This is a genomic window from Amycolatopsis magusensis, from assembly GCF_017875555.1.
GTDB lineage: Bacteria > Actinomycetota > Actinomycetes > Mycobacteriales > Pseudonocardiaceae > Amycolatopsis > Amycolatopsis magusensis.
Window position 1 is genome coordinate 1,333,155 of sequence record NZ_JAGGMS010000001.1, and the last position, 16,534, is coordinate 1,349,688.

Annotated in this window: 14 protein-coding genes; 2 read left to right on the forward strand and 12 right to left on the reverse strand. The window is 70.9% G+C overall.

Annotated elements, in window-relative coordinates; translation table 11 throughout:
- Positions 1 to 39 precede the first annotated feature (39 nt).
- Positions 40 to 675, forward strand: coding sequence for a GNAT family N-acetyltransferase (locus tag JOM49_RS06380; RefSeq protein WP_209663425.1), 636 nt, complete (start codon positions 40 to 42; stop codon positions 673 to 675).
- 158 nt (positions 676 to 833) lie between these two features.
- On the opposite strand, the gene JOM49_RS06385 is transcribed toward JOM49_RS06380, so the two are convergent.
- From JOM49_RS06385 to JOM49_RS06440, 12 genes are all read right to left on the reverse strand, one after another.
- Positions 834 to 1,973, reverse strand: a complete 1,140-nt coding sequence (locus JOM49_RS06385) for an N-acetylmuramoyl-L-alanine amidase (RefSeq protein WP_209663426.1) — start codon at positions 1,971 to 1,973, stop codon at positions 834 to 836.
- 266 nt (positions 1,974 to 2,239) lie between these two features.
- Positions 2,240 to 2,563 carry a thioredoxin gene (gene trxA, locus JOM49_RS06390; protein WP_209663427.1) on the reverse strand — a complete coding sequence of 108 codons (324 nt, stop codon included), beginning with the start codon at positions 2,561 to 2,563 and terminating at the stop codon, positions 2,240 to 2,242.
- Between the two features lie 31 nt (positions 2,564 to 2,594).
- Positions 2,595 to 3,590 (reverse strand): thioredoxin-disulfide reductase, encoded by a 996-nt coding sequence (gene trxB, locus JOM49_RS06395; protein ID WP_209663428.1) that lies wholly within the window; start codon positions 3,588 to 3,590, stop codon positions 2,595 to 2,597.
- A 134-nt stretch (positions 3,591 to 3,724) separates the two neighbouring features.
- Entirely contained in the window at positions 3,725 to 4,519 is a 795-nt protein-coding gene (locus tag JOM49_RS06400; protein ID WP_209663429.1) for an RsmA family anti-sigma factor, read from the reverse strand.
- Positions 4,516 to 5,166, reverse strand: coding sequence for an RNA polymerase sigma factor SigM (gene sigM / locus JOM49_RS06405; RefSeq protein ID WP_209663430.1), 651 nt, complete (start codon positions 5,164 to 5,166; stop codon positions 4,516 to 4,518). Before sigM ends, JOM49_RS06400 begins: the two co-directional genes overlap by 4 nt.
- 204 nt (positions 5,167 to 5,370) lie before the next feature.
- On the reverse strand, positions 5,371 to 6,924 hold the full coding sequence (locus JOM49_RS06410) for a protein kinase family protein (protein WP_209663431.1): 1,554 nt from the start codon (positions 6,922 to 6,924) through the stop codon (positions 5,371 to 5,373).
- A 111-nt stretch (positions 6,925 to 7,035) separates the two neighbouring features.
- Complete coding sequence (gene murJ / locus JOM49_RS06415; protein ID WP_245369979.1) at positions 7,036 to 8,721, reverse strand: murein biosynthesis integral membrane protein MurJ; 1,686 nt, start codon at positions 8,719 to 8,721, stop codon at positions 7,036 to 7,038.
- Positions 8,722 to 9,720: 999 nt separating this feature from the next.
- The gene (locus JOM49_RS06420) at positions 9,721 to 10,551 is read right to left on the reverse strand and encodes an amino acid ABC transporter permease (RefSeq protein ID WP_209663433.1); all 831 of its coding nucleotides are present in this window, start codon (positions 10,549 to 10,551) and stop codon (positions 9,721 to 9,723) included.
- On the reverse strand, positions 10,548 to 11,192 hold the full coding sequence (locus tag JOM49_RS06425; RefSeq protein WP_209663434.1) for an amino acid ABC transporter permease: 645 nt from the start codon (positions 11,190 to 11,192) through the stop codon (positions 10,548 to 10,550). The genes JOM49_RS06420 and JOM49_RS06425 overlap by 4 nt, the downstream gene beginning before the upstream one ends.
- Positions 11,193 to 11,194: 2 nt before the next feature.
- Positions 11,195 to 12,097 carry a glutamate ABC transporter substrate-binding protein gene (locus JOM49_RS06430; protein ID WP_245369245.1) on the reverse strand — a complete coding sequence of 301 codons (903 nt, stop codon included), beginning with the start codon at positions 12,095 to 12,097 and terminating at the stop codon, positions 11,195 to 11,197.
- A 148-nt stretch (positions 12,098 to 12,245) separates the two neighbouring features.
- Positions 12,246 to 14,417, reverse strand: coding sequence for a DUF6049 family protein (locus tag JOM49_RS06435; RefSeq protein ID WP_209663436.1), 2,172 nt, complete (start codon positions 14,415 to 14,417; stop codon positions 12,246 to 12,248).
- On the reverse strand, positions 14,414 to 14,944 hold the full coding sequence (locus tag JOM49_RS06440) for an NUDIX hydrolase (RefSeq protein WP_209663437.1): 531 nt from the start codon (positions 14,942 to 14,944) through the stop codon (positions 14,414 to 14,416). Before JOM49_RS06440 ends, JOM49_RS06435 begins: the two co-directional genes overlap by 4 nt.
- A 101-nt stretch (positions 14,945 to 15,045) precedes the next feature.
- Between JOM49_RS06440 and JOM49_RS06445 the strand changes: the two genes are divergently transcribed.
- Complete coding sequence (locus tag JOM49_RS06445) at positions 15,046 to 16,506, forward strand: CCA tRNA nucleotidyltransferase (protein ID WP_209663438.1); 1,461 nt, start codon at positions 15,046 to 15,048, stop codon at positions 16,504 to 16,506.
- Positions 16,507 to 16,534 lie beyond the last annotated feature (28 nt).

Below are 16,534 nucleotides of genomic sequence, written 5' to 3' on the forward strand. Positions count from 1 at the left end.
GCCCCCGCAAGGGGTTCGCAACTCAGGGGAGGTCGTCGGGTGTCGCGACGCGTCGTGGGCGTCACGCTGGACAACCTGGACCAGGTGCCCCTGCACTGCCGGCGGTGCGTGTACTGGGAGGTCGCGCCGCACCTGAAGGCGCAGGCGGAGGAGTTCGGCGAGACCGAGGTCGAGAAGGAAGCCTGGGTGTCCAGCGTGCTGCTGGAATGGGGTTCCTGTGGGCGCATCGTCTACAGCGACACGCTGCCGATCGGGTTCGTGCTCTACGCCCCGCCGAACGCCGTGCCGCGGGCGAACGCCTTCCCCACTTCACCACCCGGGCCGGACGCCGTGCTGCTCACCGCTTTCCACATCGCGCCGGAGTTCCGCGGTGGCGGGTTGGGGCGGATGCTGGTGCAGTCCGTCGCGAAGGACCTGACGCGGCGTGGTGTGAAGGCGATCGAGGCCTTCGGCGCCACGGAGCCCACGCCGAACTCGGAGCACGCCTGCGTGCTGCCCGCCGAGTTCCTGCAGTCGGTCGGCTTCAAGACCGTGCGCCCGCACCCGCAGTTCCCGCGCCTGCGGTTGGAACTGCGGTCGGCGATCTCCTGGAAGGAAGACGTCGAAGCGGCGCTCGAGCGCCTGCTCGGCCAGGTGACCATCACCACCGCCGAACCGAGCATCGCCCGCTCCTGACGCTGGGTTATCCACAGTTTGTGAACGGTGTGACGACTTGTCCACAGATTTGGGCCTAGTTGTCCCCAGGCAACATCAATAACAGTCTCGACAAAACGCCAAAGCGGCGTGCGCCCCGACCGTGGTGGTCGGGCCGCACGCCGCGGGTGTCCGGAGGGTCAGTCGGCCTTGGCGAGTTCGTAGGCGAGGACGTCGGCGAAGGTGAAGGTGCCGGTGGGCTGGTCACCCTCGCCCAGCAGGTACAGGCGCTTCACCGCGATCAGGATGCCTTCGGCGACCACGTCCCGGAAGGCCGGGTCCGACATGCGCCGCCGGTCGTCCGGGTTTGTCAGGTAGCCGATCTCCACGCGCACCGCGGGGCAGCGGGTCATGCGCAGGATTTCCCAGGTCTTCGGGTGCGCGCGGCAGTCCAGCAGACCCGTGCGCGCGGCCAGCTCGCGCTGGATGAAGCCCGCGAGCAGCTCGCCGACGGTGGAGCTGGTGCCGTTGCCGGTGCCGTAGTGGAAGCTCGCCACGCCCTGGGCGTACGGCGAGTGGTTCTGGTCGCTGTGCAGCGAAAGGAACAGGTCCGCCCCGGCCTCGTTGGCGAAGGCGGCGCGGTCGGCTTCGGCCGGGCTGTGGTCCGGGCCCCGGGAAATCAGGGCCTCCATGCCGGTGGCCTTCATCCGGCCTTCGAGCCGCCGGGCCAGGTCCCAGGCGATGTCGGCCTCGCGCAGGTTGCCGACGACCACACCGCCGTCCTGACCGCCGTGGCCGGGGTCGATCACGATGCGCTTGCCACGCAGCCGCGGGCCGGAGCGCCGGACCTGCTCCTGCTCGCGCAGGAACACCGGGCGGCCACCGCGGGCGCGCGGGGACAGCTGCCGCAGCGCGCGGACCGTGCCGCCACCGCAGATGCCGTCCACGACCAGGCCGTAGTCGCGCTGGAAGGTCCGCAGCGCCTGCTCGGTCTGCGGGCCGAAGACGCCGTCCGGGCGGCCGGCGTCGAAACCGAGCTCGGTCAGCCGCTCCTGCAGCGCGAACACGTCGTCACCGTGCACCGGGGCGGAGATCAGGTAGGCCAGCGGTCGGCTGCCCAGGTGGTAGCTGGCGCCACGCAGGGCCCGGTAGGTGGCCGGGCCGACGATGCCGTCGGTGATCAGGCCCCGGCGCTGCTGGAACGCCCGCACGGCTTGTTCCACCGCCATGTCGAAGGAGCCGGGCGAACCGTTCACCGGGGGCAGCAGATCCAGCGCGGCCAGCATCGACCTGATCTCGGCGACATCGGGGCCGGCGTCACCGCGGCGGAGTACCCGCATGCACTCCTCGCTCTTCCTTGGGCGCCTGAATCGGCGCTGGGCGAATTCTCACTGGGCAGCAAAGCCCTGGAGTTCTATTGTGCCCTGCGAACTCTCGGTGAGCGCGCAGGGTTGCCTAGCGTGCTCCCGGTCATCGGACCGGGTAACCGGTTCATCGCCGCGAACCCCGCTGGTGTGACGGCCTGACCGGCGCGGGTACGCGAAAAAGCCCGGGTGCCCCGCACCATTCGATACGGTTCACCCGGGCGGGTTGGTTCAACCCCGCGTCACAGCACGTCGGACAGGTCCGAGAGCAGCGCGGCCTTCGGCTTCGCGCCGACGATCTGCTTCACCGGCTTGCCGCCTTGGAACAGGATCAGCGTCGGGATCGACATGACCTGGTAGTCACGCGCGGTGTTGGGGTTCTCGTCGATGTCGAGCTTGGCGATCGTCAGCTTGTCGCCGTGCTCCGCCGCGATCTCCTCGAGCACCGGGGCCACCATGCGGCACGGGCCGCACCAGGTCGCCCAGAAGTCCACCAGGACCGGCTTTTCGCTGGTCAGGACATCGTCGGTGAAGCTCTTGTCAGTCACCTTGACCGTGTCGGCCATCATCTCTCCTTCATCGGTGGACCGGAAAGTTTCAGTTGGCGCCGGGGCCGTAGCCGCCGCCGACCAGCTCCGGCGCTTCCTGCGCCTGCTCGGTCACGGCGTGCTCCGCGAGCCAGCGTTCCGCGTCGATCGCCGCCGCGCAGCCCGAGCCCGCCGCGGTGATCGCCTGGCGGTAGGTGTGATCGACCAGGTCGCCGGCGGCGAACACGCCGTCCACGTTGGTGTAGGAGCTGCGCCCCTTGGTCACCACGTACCCGTTGTCGTCCAGATCCACCTGTCCGCGGACCAGTTCGCTGCGCGGGTCGTGCCCGATCGCGACGAAGAAGCCGGTCACGTCGAGGGTCGAGGTCTCACCCGTGCGGGTGTCCTCGAGCTTCAGCCCGCTGACCTTGTCCTCGCCGACAACCCCGGTGATCGCCTGGTTCAGCGCCCACTTGATCTTGTCGTTGGCCCGGGCGCGCTCGAGCATGATCTTCGAGGCGCGGAACTCCTCGCGGCGGTGCACGATGGTCACCGACTTCGCGAACTTGGTCAGGAAGGTGGCTTCCTCCATCGCGGAGTCGCCGCCGCCGACCACGGCGATGTCGTGGTCGCGGAAGAAGAAGCCGTCACAGGTGGCGCAGGACGAGACCCCGCGGCCGAGCAGCTCCTGCTCCCCCGGCACGTGCAGGTAGCGCGCGGCGGCCCCCATGGCCAGCACGACGGCCCGCGCGGCGTACCGCTTGCCGTTGACCGTGACGTACTTGACCTCACCGGTCAGGTCGAGCGCCTCGACGTCCTCGGCACGCAGGTCGGCACCGAAGTGCTTGGCCTGCTCGCGCATCTCCTCCATCAGCGCCGGGCCCTGGATGCCGTCGCGGAAGCCGGGGTAGTTCTCCACCTCGGTGGTGGTCATCAGCGCCCCGCCGAACTGGGACCCCTCGAACACCAGCGGGTCCAGCTGCGCGCGTGCCGCATACACCGCCGCGGTGTAGCCGGCGGGACCCGATCCGACGATGATCAGGTTCCGAACGTCCTCTGCAGCCACCCTTTGCCTCCGCTCGTAGTAGCCGTGTACCTGGCCTAACACGATCGTAGGTCGCGGTGTTCCCGCGGGGTGACGCACACCGCAGCTCACGAGAAAGGGGCGGCACCACGAGGGTGCCGCCCCTGCTCAGGCGCCTATTTGCCGCCGACCGTCCGGTCCATCAGCTTCTGGCAGTCCGGGGTCAGTGCGACCAGCCGGAACTGGCCGATGACGCCGGGCGTGAGGATCACCATCGTGGCCGGTTGCCCGTCCACGGTGACGCCGCGGATGCCCGCGGGCTTCACGGCGGGGTCGAGACCCTGCTCGGTGAGGCACTGGTCGACCCGGTCCTGGGTGCCCAGCGGGCCGTAGTCGGTCTTGCCGGTGGAGCCGATGATCTCGCCGATCGGGATGTTGTCCTGCTGCAGCGCCAGCGGTGGCTCGTTGGAGCCGAGGCCGGGTGGCGGCTGCGCGGCCGGTGGCTGACCGGTGCCGTCGCCGCTACCGCCCGGGACCGCGATGGCGATCGCCGCGATGGCCGCCGCCGCGATGCCGACCACGCCGGCGCCCCAGCCGGCGATCTTGGCCCGGCGCCTGCGGCGGGCGACGTCGATGCCGACCACGGGCGCGACCGGCGGTGCCATCGGCTCCGCTGCCGCCGGACCGGCGTTTCCCGCCGACCGCGCCATCTCTTCGGCCAGCGCGGCGTCCAGCCGCGCCGCGAACTCCGCCGGCATCGGGTCCACGTCGGCGTCACCGAGGGCGGCGAGATCGGCCGTGGTGGACTCCAGCGCCTCGATGATCGCCGAGGCTTCGGCGTCCGCGCGGACGAGCGGCCACAGTTCGGCCGCCTCCCGCTCATCGAGCACTCCCGCATGCAGGTCGGCGAGCACGTCGACAGACCAAGGCGGGCCCACGGCCCCGCCAATCCCCCGACTCTCGTCCGTCATCGTCCCTCCCTCTGACCCTGCGTCCCGAGCGGACGCGTCACACGCCGCTCGGTGCGGTCATGTTTGCTTTCGTTAGTTGGGACGCCGGGTTCCGCGTCGGGGTTCCGCAGATGTCCGAGAACCTTGGCGAGCTTGGCCCGGCCCCTGGCACACCGGCTTTTCACCGTGCCCTGGGCGATTCCGAGCATTTCCGCGGTCTCGGCCACCGAGTACCCCTCCACGTCGACCAGCACGATCGGGGCGCGCTGGTCCTCGGGCAGGTGGTCCAGCGCCTCCTTGATGACCAGGCGGGTTTCCCGCTCGGACATCGAATCGCGGGGCGTGGCCGGTTCGTTGTGGCTGGTCTCGGGCAGGGGGACGGTGGGCCGCGCCTGGCGGCGGCGGACCCGGTCGAGGCAGGCGTTCACCACGATGCGGTGCAGCCAGGTGGTCACCTGCGACTCGGCCCGGAAGTTGCCGGCCGCGCGGAACGCCGAGATGAAGGCGTCCTGCAGGGCGTCGGCCGCTTCCTCGGGATCTCGCAGGGTGCGCAGGGCGACGGCCCACATCCGGTCTCGATGTCGGCGGACCAGCTCACTGAAAGCATGTGGATCGCCCGCGGCGTGCGCCGCGATGAGCGCGGCGTCCGTGGGAGTTGCAGCGGTCACTCCTGAGAGCCTATCGACTACCCATTCCCCCACACGAGGGACCAGGCGCTGTCCGGTAAGTCAAGGTCGCGCTCTCCGCGCCCAGGCGGCCCCTGACGGCACGGGCGAGTTCGGCCGAGTACGGCCAGTACGAGGCCGAATCGCCCGCACCGCCAGGAACCACCTGGATCACGAAGCCCATCGACCAGACTCACCGGACAGCGCCTAGGCAGCCGACAAGAACTCGATGTCGTTGATCTGCGTGACGTGCTTGTCGCCGTCGGTGCCCAGCTTGGTGATCCAGATGATGACGTACCGGCCTTCGGCGGGGCCCTGCATCTTGATCTCGGTGTCCGGTCCGGTCAGCTCACCCGCTCCGACCAGGCGCGTTTCGGCGAACTTGGGGTTCTTCTTGTCCGCGGTCCTGATCTCCACCGTGGTGCCGGGGCTGTCCGCGGCGATCTTCACCGCGCTCAGCTTCACCGGCTGGTCGAAGCTGTTGAGCAGGCCGACGCCGGGCTTGAGGTCCGGAAACTGCTGGCGGTACTCGTCGGTGCGCCAGAACGTGTCGCGCTTGCCGTCGAGCACGTTCTTCGCCCGCGCCGGGGCGTCACCTTCGCCGCTCGGGTTGTAGACGTTGACGGTTCCCGGCTTCACCGGCGGACCGCCTGCGGGCTGCTCCCCGGGCGGCGGGGCCGGGTTGCCACCGGGATCGGGGGCCGCGGTGGGCGTCGGTTCGGCGACGTTCACCGTCGGGCCACCGGCTTCGGGGCTCTCCTGGAAGAACGAGATGGCCAGCATGCCGAGCCAGGCCAGGATGCCGACCGCGGTCACCACCAGCACGGTCACGCCCAGCGCCAGCTTCCGCCGCCGCGCCGAGTCCTTGACCGGCTTCTTCGTGGTCCAGATCGCGCCGTCGGCGTCGGCCTCTTCCTCCGGCGGGGCGCCGACCTGGTTGATCAGCTGGGTGCGTTCGTCCTCGTCGGCGGCCTGGGCTAGCACCGCGAGGATGGCCGAGCTGGTGCGGATGCCGCCGTGCCCGCCGTCCTCGATGGTGCGCACGGCCAGCGACGAAAGCGTTTGCGGGACGCGGGGCTGCAGCGACCGCGGCGGCACGATCCGGCCGTTCGGCGCGTGGGGCGCGCTCGGGATGGCCGGCGGCCCGCCCGGCAGCGCCCAGCGGCCGGTGAGCAGGAGGTACAGCACGCCGCCGATGGCCTTGACGTCGTCGCGCAGGGTGGCGTCCGGCAGCGGGCCGGGGAAGGCGAGGCGCAGGGCGCCGTCCGGGGTGAGGCGCAGGCGCTGCGGGTGGTCGAGGCCGAGCACCAGACCGGACTGGTGGGCCTGCTCCACGGCCTGGGCCAGCGCGCCGACCATGCGGGCGGCGGCACCGGGTTCGACGGGCTTGTCCGCGACCAGGTCGACCAGGTCGCTGCCCTTGGTCCACTCGGCGACCACGATGCCGAGCAGGCCCTCACTGGACGTGATGCCATTGCCGAGGTTCAGCACATCGAGGACGCGGGCTACCCCGTCATGGTTGAACTTGGCGGCGTGCGCGGCGCGTTCGAGGGTGCGGCGGGCCGAGCGCGCGGCCTCCGCGTCGGCCGGGTCGCCGACGAGCAGGGTCAGCGCGACATCGCGCCGGAGCTGGCCGTCACGGGCGCGCCAGAGGTGCGCGTCGGCGCGTTCGTCGATGCCGAACTGCGCCAGCAGGCGGTAGCGGCCGTCGCCGACCACGGCCCCGGGCGCCAGCGGTCCGCTCCGGGCACGGGCTCCCACCTTCCCCGCACCCCCTTCTTTCCGGCTCGTGTCCACCGCACTCTCCTGCATTTCTCCAACCGAGGGTACGTGAAGGTGACACGAGCACTATGCCGTTCCACGCCGAAATCGTTACCCCCGCTTGATCAACCGGGTGATTCTCGAGGTCGCCGGTTTCAGCTCCTCGACCTTCAAAGCCATCAGCACGCCGAACGAGACGCCGATCCCGACGACGCCCTGGAGCACGAGCCGCACCCAGGCCTGCAGGGTGGCGCCCAGCGCGTCGGGCACGATCATGCCGACGAGCAGCGCGGCGCCGACTCCGGCGGCGCTGGCCACGACGGTGAACAGGATCACCCCCAGCACCCGTTTGCTGCGCAGGTTGCCCAGGCGGACCCAGAGCCAAACCTGCCCGAGCATCGCGCCGATGACGAAGACGAGCGAGTTGACCATCATCACGCCGAGCACGATGTGCTGCGGCGCGAGCAGCGCCGAGGACAGGTAGAGCAGCGGGATCTTGACCCCGGTCATCACCACCATGATCAGCGTCGGCGTGCGGGAGTCCTTCATCGCGTAGAACACCCGCATCTGCAGCATGACCAGCGCGTACGGCAGCAGGCCGAAGGCCGACACGGCCAGCGCCTGGCCCAGCCGCTCGGCGTCGGCCAGCTCGCCCTTGCCCCAGGCGAACAGCGCGACGCCGATCGACGTGCCGGCCACGGTCATCACCGCGGAGATCGGCACCAGCATCACCGTGGAGATGCGCGAGGCGTAGGACATGTCGGCGACCAGCTTCTTGGTCTCGCCGTCGGCGGCCGCACGGCTCATCCGCGGCATGATCGCGGTCAGCAGCGAGACGCCGATGATCCCGTACGGCAGCTGGAACAGCAGCCAGGCGTTCGAGTAGATCGACACCCCACCGGCCTGCCCGCTGGTCAGCACGTTGGTGTTGATGATCATGCCGATCTGGCTGATCGCCACGTAGGCGAAGATCCAGGTGGCCAGGCCGCCGAACTCCTTGAGCCGCGCGTCCAGGCCCCAGCGCCACTTGAACTTGAAGCCGGACCGCTTCAACGCGGGCACCAGGAACAGTGCCTGCACGGTCATCGCGGTCAGCACGCCGAGGCCGAGCACCAGCACCTTCGGCTCGCTCATCCTCGACGGCACCAGCGTCGGGTCACCGGGCAGGATCGCGTAGAGGCCGATGGTCACGAAGATGACCAGGTTGTTGATCACCGGGGCCCACTGGGCAGGCCCGAAGATCTGCTTGGCGTTCAGGATCGCCGAGAGCACCGCGAACAGCCCGTAGAACAGCAGGCCGGGCAGCAGCAGGTAGGCGAACCAGGTGGCCACCTCCGAATTGCCCCCGCCGCCCTCGGCCATCAGCAGGCCGGTGACCTGGGGTGCGAAGGCGACCGAGAGCACGGTGCCGAGGAGCAGCACCGTGGTCGCCATGGTGAGCAGGCGCTGGGTGTAGGCCTCGCCGCCGTCCTCGTCGTCCTGCGAGCGGACGAGCAACGGCACCACGACACTGGTCAGCACGCCGCCGAGCAGCAGTTCGTTGATGATCAGCGGCAGCGTGTTGGCCACCGTGAAGGAGTCGTAGATCACCCCGAGCGAGGCCACCGCGCCGAGCAGCACCTTCCAGGCGAACCCGGTGATCCGGCTGGTCAGCGTGGCGATCGCCATCCGGCCGCTGGACTTGGCCAGCGACGGGGTGCCGCTCGCGCCACCACTGGGCTGGGCCTCGGTCGGCGTAACGCCGTCGGAGATGCGCGGGATGAACCGGGTGGCGTACTCGTCGTACGGCCGGTGCATGTCCGGATCGGCGGTGGGCCAGCGCGCGCCGGGCGGCAGGCCGCGGTCGACCGGGATGAGCTGGGTGTATTCGACGCGGGGCCGCTGGGGTGGCGGAGCGTCGGGGCGGTCGCGGTTCCACGGGCGGACCGGCGGCTCGGGTCGCGGGGGCCGCTGCGGGATCGGCGGCGGCGGGCGCAGCGGACCGCGGGGCTGGCCCGGCTGGGCGTGGGGGCCGCTGACCTGCGGGCGGGCGGGCTGATCGGGGTGCACGGGCGGCGCACCCGGCCTGCCGTTCGGCGGCGGAGGTGGCGGTCCGGGACGGCGATCCCCGGGCGGTCCGGGGCGTCCGTCCGGACCGGGGCGGCCATCACGACCGGACCGGCCGTCCGGGGCCGGGCGGCCGTCGCGAGCTGGGGGGCCGTCGAAGCGATCGGGGGCCGGGCGGCCATCCGGACCGGGACGGCCATCGATCCCCGGGCGGCCATCGGCACCTGGGCGACCATCCGGGCCCGGGCGGGCATCGGGCCAGCCGTCGATACCCGGCCAGCCGCCGGTGCCCGGGCGTCCATCGGAGCCCACGCGGCCATCGGGGCCCGGCCGGCCATCTGGGCCTGGCCGACCATCGGGACCAGGGCGACCATCGGGACCGGCGCCCGGTCGGCCGTCGGGGCCGGGGCGGCCATCCAGTGGAGGGCGACCATCGGGGCCTGGGCGACCGTCCGGGATCGGGCGGCCGTCGGCACCCGGGCGGCCGTCGGGGCGGGGCGGGGGTGGGACCGGCATCGCGCGCGTGGGGGGCGGGGTTTTCCGCACGGGCACCTGGCGGGTGCGGCCGTCCGCGGGCGCGGGCCGTTGCGCCCTGGCCGGTGGGGTCCGGTCGGGCGGTTGCTGTCGCTCCGAGCGTTCGGGTCGAGGCGGCGTGGCCTGGGGTGGCCGGTCAGACCGCTGTCGCCCGGGTCGCTCCGGTGGCGAGCCCGGCTCTCTGTCCAACACGTGCCCAATCCATCGGCTGCCTACTCAACGATGCCCAGGGTAATGGCCGAGGGGTGGGCGGTTCGAATTACCGCGTCGTTCGAGCCATCGGGCGAAGCGCGACAGAGCGTAGTTGGCGGTGAAGTAGATGGCCCCGATGACGAGGTAGGTCTGGATGAGCAGCTGGTTCTGGTAGTAGCCGATCAGCACCTTGCCGCTGAAGAGCAGCTCGGCGTAGCTGACGAAGAAGCCCAGCGAGGTGTCCTTCAGCACGCCGCCGGTCTGGCTGACCAGTGACGGCACCACCCGTCGCAGCGCCTGCGGCAGGATGACCAGCCGCATCGCCTGACCGTTGTTCAGCCCGAGCGCGGCCGCGGCCTCGCCCTGTCCCCGGTCCAGCGACAGGATGCCCGCCCGGAAGATCTCCCCGAACTGCGCCGAACTCGACACGGCGAGCGGCACCACGAGCTTCCACAGCAGCGGCAGGTCGAGCCCGAGGCTCGGCAGCACGAACAGCACCACGTAGATGAGCAGCACCGCCGGGATGACCCGGACCGTCTCCATGTACGCCCGCGCGAATCCGCTGACGACCACGTTCCGTGACACCCGGGCGACGGCGAGCAGCAGGCCCGCCAGGCCGCCGAGGCCCGCGGACAGCCCGGCGGCGAGCAGGGTCTGGCCGAGCGCGGTCAGCAGGTAGCGCCAGTTCGGCCACTGCGTGTAGGGCGCCCACTTCTTCCAGTCCAGCTCGCCGTTGATCGCGAACTGCCGGACGGCCAGCGCGACCAGCAGTGCGCCCGCCAGCACGCTGACCACCGTGGCGACCCGGATCCGGCGCCGGGCCCGCGGGCCCGGCTCGTCGAACAGCACGTTCACCGGTGGATCACCAGCCTTCGCTCCAGCAGCCGGGTGGCGGTGGTGATCAGCAGCGCGAGCAGGGCGTAGACCACCGCGGCGCCGGAGAAGATCAGGATCGGCTCGGCTTCGACCAGGTTGACGCGGTTGGCCGCGGTGCTCAGTTCGACCAGCCCGGCCCCGGCGGCCAGCGCGGTGTTCATCAGCAGCATCACCGTGAGGTTGCCGAGCGGCTGCACCACCGAGCGCAGCGCCTGCGGCAGCACCACCCACCGCAGCGACTGGCCGAAGCCGAGGCCGAGCGCTCGCGCGGCCTCCGCCTGGCCGGCCGCCACGGTGTTGATGCCGGTCCGCAGCGCCTCGGCGTAGTAGGCCGCCGAGTACATCGCCACGGCCAGCACCGCGGTGGTGAACAGTTCGAACCGGATCCCCAGCTTCGGCAGGCCGAAGACGAAGAACAGGATCCAGAGCAGCAGCGGCACGTTCTGGAAGACCTCGACGTAGGCCGTGCCGAACAGGCGCAGCGGCCGCACCGGCGAGACCCGGAACGTGACGATGACCAGCGAGATGGCGAGGGCGCCGAGGAATGACAGCGTTGTCAACTCCACCGTCGTCGCCACCCCCTCGGCGAAGGTGCCGAGGTTGTCGAGCAGTACGTCCAACGTCAGGAACCCGGCACGGAACCGATGGCGGGCGGCGCCGGCGCTTCACCGGAGACCACGGTGCCCAGCGAGTCCTTCCACACCTGCTGCCAGATGCCCGCCTGCTGCAACTGGACCAGCCAGTCGTTGACGAACCGCTTGAACGCGTCGTCGCCGAGCTTGAGGCCGATGCCGTACGGGTCGCTGGTGAACGGCTCGCCGACGATCTGGAGCTTGTCGTTGAGCCGGGCCGAAGCCGCGAGCAGGGTCAGGTCCTGCACGTAGGCCTCACCGCGGTTCTGCTCCAGCGCCTGCACGCACTCCGGGTCGGTGGCGAAGCTGACGATGTCCGCGTTCGGGGCCTGCTGCTTGATCGCCTCGATACCGGGGGTGTTCGCGCCCGCGATGACCTTCTTGCCGTTGAGGTCGGACGGCTTCTTGATCGCCGTCTTGTCCTTCATCGTGGCGATCGCCTGGCCGGACATCAGGTAGGGGCCGGCGAAGGCCACCTTCTGCGCGCGCTGCGGGGTGATCGTGTAGGTCTGGAAGACCACGTCGACGGTGCTGTTCTGCAGCAGCGCCTCACGGGTCTCGGAGCTGGAGTTGACGATCTTCGCGTCGGGCGAGCCGATGATGTACTTGGCCAGCAGCTTGCCCAGGGTGGCGTCGAAGCCCTCGGTCTCCCCGGTGGCGGGGTTCTGCTGCGAGAGCAGCGGCGCGTCCAGCGAGCCGCCGATGAGCAGCTGACCGCGCTGCTTGATCGCCGAGGCGGTCGGGCTGGCGGCGATGGCCTCCGCGGTCGCGACCGGCGCGCGGTCGATGATCCCCTGGCCGGTCGAGCCGGGCGCACCCGGCAGCGCGCCGGGTTCGGGAGAGCAGGCGGCTGCCGTGCTCAGGGTGGCGATGGCGCAGGTGAGCACAAGCATCCTGCGGGTTCTTGACGCTGCCATGGTTCGCGTAGCCCCTCACCATTCATGAAACCGATTCACGGTTTAGTGGGAATGGACCGAAGAATGGTCCAGTCCACCCATCGGCGTCAAGGAGTTACTGAGGGTAAATTACGAACACACCGGCTCAGGAGGCCTGGGCCTGGTCCTTCCCGCGGATCCGCCGGTAGATCCGTCGACCGGACAGCAGCAGCAGGGCCGCGCCGGCCACGATCGTGACGATCAGCGTGATCAACCCGAACTGCGTGGAGTTCAGCTCCATCCGCGCCGGTGCGCCCAGCGGCGTGCCCCCGGGCGTGCTCAGCGAGACGTCCACGCTGAAGTGCCCGGTGCGCAGCGCCTCCGCCTGGATCAGGTGCGGCACCGAGCCGCGGGCGGGCAGCGGGCGGTCCGGGATCTGCTCGGGCCGCAGGCCGGTGAAGTTGCTCAGGTTCACCCGCACGGTCACGCCGACCGGCAGCGAGTTCTTCAGCGTCACCGGCAGCGGCGAGGTGTCCGAAGCCAGCGAGATCTGCTGGCGCGGGGTCTCGACGGTGATCTGGCCGCGGAGCCCGTCGAGCTGGCTGCGCGCGTCCCCGGCGGCGGCCAGCGCCCCGGCGGTGTCGGCGCGCCAGGCCGTCGAAGAAGCCCGCATCAACCCGGCGCGCACCGGCTTGACCAGGTCCTCCGGCTCCACCTGGGTGGTCGGGTCCTCGGTCAGCGAGCCGCCGAAGTCGGCGGTGTCCTGCTCGGTCTCGTGCAGGGAGTTGATCACCGGCTGCGGCAGCTCGGCTGGCGCGTCCTTGGCCGTGTAGTCCATCTTCGCGGTGCCCTTGACCGGCGCCGCCAGCTCCTCCAGCACCGGTTTCGGCGAGACCATGCCGAGGCCGGCGTAGTCACCGATGGTGCGCAGCAGCAGGGTCAGCTCGTCGACCGGCGCGGTCCAGCGGCGCGGCGGGGCCAGCAGCAGCGGCGCGCCGCTGGTGTCGGACTGCGCGCCGGTCTGGAAGGCGAGCACGGCGAGCGCGTTCTGCGCGGTGACGTCCGGGTCGTCGGCCGGGGTCAGATTGGCCGCGGTGCCGTCGGCCGGGCGGGTCACCGCCATCGACCGGGTGAGCAGCGGGTCGATGGCCACCCCGCGCAGGTTGGTGCCTTCGATGGTGGCGGGCGCGGTCAGCGGCCGGGTGGAGACCAGCTGGTCGGACTCGGCGATCACCGTGGTCACCCTGGCGTCGGCGAGCGTGCCGAGGGTGGCCGAGTCGAGCCCGCCGTTCGGCCACAGCACGCCGGGCAGCGGCTTGACCCCGAGCAGGCGCTCGTAGAGGGAGGTGTTGTCGACCGCGGTCTTGGTCAGCGTGGAATCGCCATCGGTGACCTGGCCCAGCGCGGGGAGATCGGCGTCGGCGTAGGGCAGTTGCAGCACGCACGCGCCCTGCAGCAACTGACGCAGGGCGCCGAGCCAGCGGGTCGCGGTCTCGTTGCCGCGGCCGGGTGCCTGCCCGCCGTCGGTGGTGCGGACCAGGTAGCCGCCGGTCATCTTCTCGACGGTTTCGAGCAGGTCGGGGTCGATCGCGAAGCACAGCGAGTCGAACAGGCGGGAGTCGCTCTGGACGTTCTTCGCCGCGGTGATCAGGTTGTCGAGGCGGCCGCCGGGGGCCAGGTCGATGGCGAGCTGGTCGTCGGAGAGCACCAGCGTGCCGCCGAACGGCGCGGCCACCACGCGCGGGCGGGTGTCCGCGATCGGCCACAGCACGGACAGCTCGGTGGGGCGCTCCGGCCGCGGCGGCGCGCTCTGCCCCGGCACGCCGAGCACCGGCAGCAGCATGCTGAACGCGGCCAGCCTGGCCTGGCCGCCGCGGTCGGGCGTGCCGTTCACGTTGACCAGCAGCGGGTACACGCCCGGCTTGCTGACCAGCGCCTTCGCGTCCCCGCCGAGGGGCACGGTGATCTGCAGCGGGACCGTCTGGCCGGGCTCCACCACGCGGGCGACGTCGGTGTAGTCGGTGATCGAGGCGTCCGTCGGCGGCGCTTCGGCCAGTGCCTCGCCGAGCTGGCGGGAGGTGGTCTGGCGCTCGCCGAGCTGCAGGCGCACCCGCACGCCGGTGATCCGGCGGTCACCGGTGTTGGTCACCGTGCCGGACACGGTCAGCGTGGACGAGGTCGACACCAGCAGGCGCGGGTTCATCTCGTCGATGTCCAGCCGGAGCCTGCTCGGCGCCTCCGGCACCGGCTGGGCCTGGGCAGCGTTCGCCGGAACACCGATGAACGCCTGCACCACCAGGAGGAACGCGGTCAGCGTGGCCGAGGCCAGCCTTTTCACTCGGGGACTCCCTCTGCGGAGGAGCGGGAAGCTTGTTCCGCGAACAGTTCGCGGGCCTTGCGGACCAGGGTGCGCTCGTCGGCGTAGGCGAGCTTGGCCTCCAGTTCGGCCACCGGCACCCACGCGACCTCGGTCACCTCGACGTCCTCGTCGGACAGCTCGCCGCCGAAGGCTTCGAGCAGGAAGTGGTGCACGGTCTTGTGCACCCGCCGCCGCTCGGCGACGAACCAGTAGTCGATGGTGCCCAGTGGCTGGAGCACGTGCGCGGAAATGCCGGTCTCCTCCTTCACCTCGCGCACCGCGGTCTGCTCGGTGGTCTCACCGTCTTCGATATGCCCTTTGGGGAGCGACCAGAGCAGTTTCCCGCGCCGGTCGAGCCTGCCGATCAGCACCGCGTTCTCCCGCTCGGCGTCGACCACCAGCCCACCGGCCGAGGTCTCGTCCACCGTGGTCAGCCTTCTCCCGCGGCGGCGCCGGGACCGGCGTCCCGGTTTGGCGCCACCGGAGCGACCGGCCGATCCAGGCATGCTGCGATGCTAGAGCAACAGCGCGCGCCGGTACGCTGGCTTCTCGTGTCCGTGTTGATCTGTGTGTGTAGTAAGTGCACCGCTTACCTGGTGGGATCCCAGTGAACGAACTCGCCGTCCAGCGGAACGCGGTGATCGAGCTGATGCGCATCTCACCGGTGGCCGATCAGCTCGCCGCCCGCTTCGCCGCCGCCGGCCACCGCCTGTACCTGGTGGGTGGCAGCGTCCGCGACGCCCTGCTCGGCAGGCTGTCGCCCGACCTCGACTTCACCACCGACGCCCGGCCGGACCAGGTGCTGGCCGTGGTCGCGGGGTGGGCCGACGCGGTGTGGGACGTCGGCATCGCCTTCGGCACGGTGGGGGTGACCAAGGACGGCTCGCAGCTGGAGATCACCACCTTCCGGGCCGACAGCTACGACCAGGTCAGCCGCAACCCGGAGGTCACCTTCGGCGACAGCATCGACGGCGACCTGCTCCGGCGTGACTTCACCTGCAACGCGATGGCGATCGAGTTGCCGTCAAAGTCCTTTGTCGACCCCCACGGTGGCCTGGACGCGGTCCGGCTGAAGGTGCTCGACACCCCCGCCACCCCGCAGGAGTCGTTCTCCGACGACCCGCTGCGCATGCTGCGGGCCGCGCGGTTCGTCTCGCAGCTCGGCTTCGAGCCCGCGCCGCGCGTGGTCGAGGCGATGACCTCGATGGCGGGCGAGATCCGGCGGATCACCGCCGAGCGGGTGCAGGCCGAGCTGTCCAAGCTGCTCACCGGCGCACACCCCCGCCTCGGCCTGGAGCTGCTGGTGGACACCGGGCTGGCCGACCACGTGCTGCCCGAGGTGCCCGGCATGCGCCTGGCCATCGACGAGCACCACCAGCACAAGGACGTCTACCAGCACTCGCTGACCGTGCTGGACCAGGCGATCGGGCTGGAGCGCAAGGAGGACCCGGACGCCGAGCCGGACCTGGTGCTGCGCCTGGCCGCGCTGCTGCACGACATCGGCAAGCCGGCCACGCGCAAGTTCGAGGACGGTGGCGGGGTCAGCTTCCACCACCACGAGGTGGTCGGCGCGAAGATGGCTCGCAAACGTTTGCGCGAGCTGAAGTACAGCAAGGAGATCGTCGAGCAGGTCTCCCAACTGGTCTTCCTGCACCTGCGGTTCCACGGCTACGGCAAGGGCGAGTGGACCGACTCGGCGGTGCGCCGGTACGTCACCGACGCCGGTCCACTGCTGTCCCGGCTGCACAAGCTGGTCCGCGCCGACTGCACCACGCGCAACAAGCGCAAGGCGGCCGCGCTGCAGCGCACCTACGACGACCTGGAAGCCAGGATCGACCGGATCGCCGCCGCCGAGGACCTCGCCAAGGTGCGCCCCGACCTCGACGGCAACGAGATCATGAAGCTGCTCGGGCTGCCGCCGGGGCCGCTGGTCGGGCAGGCGTGGAAGTTCCTCAAGGAGCTGCGGCTGGACCGCGGTCCGCTGGAGCACGACGAGGCCGTCGCCGAGCTGCGCCGCTGGGCGGCCGAACAGGGGATCGCCGGACCGGACCAGGGGACGCCGGGTTAACTAGAACGTTCGGCCGATCTTCTCCGAC